Source organism: Pyxidicoccus fallax (genome assembly GCF_012933655.1).
In the GTDB taxonomy this organism is placed as follows: Bacteria; Myxococcota; Myxococcia; order Myxococcales; family Myxococcaceae; genus Myxococcus; species Myxococcus fallax.
In genome coordinates, this window is record NZ_JABBJJ010000743.1 from 1 (window position 1) to 783 (window position 783).

The 783-nt window shown below is 70.6% G+C and carries 2 protein-coding genes; both read right to left on the reverse strand.

The window, feature by feature from the left end:
- Positions 1 to 152: FxsA family protein (locus HG543_RS53930; protein WP_169352713.1), on the reverse strand; the 152-nt coding region annotated here is incomplete at its 3' end.
- A 52-nt stretch (positions 153 to 204) separates the two neighbouring features.
- A complete protein-coding gene (locus tag HG543_RS53935; protein ID WP_169352714.1) occupies positions 205 to 735 on the reverse strand; it encodes a hypothetical protein in 531 nt (176 codons plus the stop codon).
- Positions 736 to 783 lie beyond the last annotated feature (48 nt).

Consider the following 783-nt stretch of genomic DNA (forward strand, 5'->3'; position numbering starts at 1 on the left):
CCCTCCCGACGGGCGAGCGAGGCCCCCACCAACCCCGTCACCAGCACCATGGTGATGGTGGGTAGGAACCCCACCTGCCGGCCAATGGACACCAGCAGGTACACCTCGATGAGCGGAACCACCGTGAAGGCGAGCAGCAGGTACTTGAACACGCCCCCAACCTAACGCACCGGACGCGCCCGCGCCGGGGAACCGGCCTTCCCCTCAGTGTCCGTTGAGCCGGGCCAGCATCGAGTCCACCACGAGGTACAGGACGACGAAGGCGGCGATGACGAAGAGGAAGAAGCGCCCCGACGGCTGGAAGCCCCGCGAGCCCGTGTCCTCCACCGAGTAGCTGCTCGCGCCCATGGCCTCCGCCATTCCGGCCACTTCGCCCGCGTAGCGCGCGGTGCGCATGTACTGCACCACCACCTCGCCGTCGTCCGTGGCCGACAGCGTCCGGCCGAGCTGCGGGTCCACCAGCCGGACTCCAGCCTCGGTGGCCAGCGCCGCCGCCTCGCTCACCACCTCGCGCAGGAGGTCCGGACGGTCCGCCAGGGGGATGCGCAGCTCGGTGGCCACCACCTGGCCGCCCTCACGCAGCTCGCCCAGCTCCACATCACCGTTCTTCAGGTGCCACACGCGCCTGCCGTCCGGCCGGGCAGCCACCCGCCGCCCGGCCAGGAGGGCATCCACCCGCGCCACCTCGTACGGTGTGCCCGGCGTCATCGTCTGGAGGAGCAACTCGTATCTCACGCGGGTTGCGAGTATACGCCGCCAACGCCATGCCCACCTCCCCCAAGC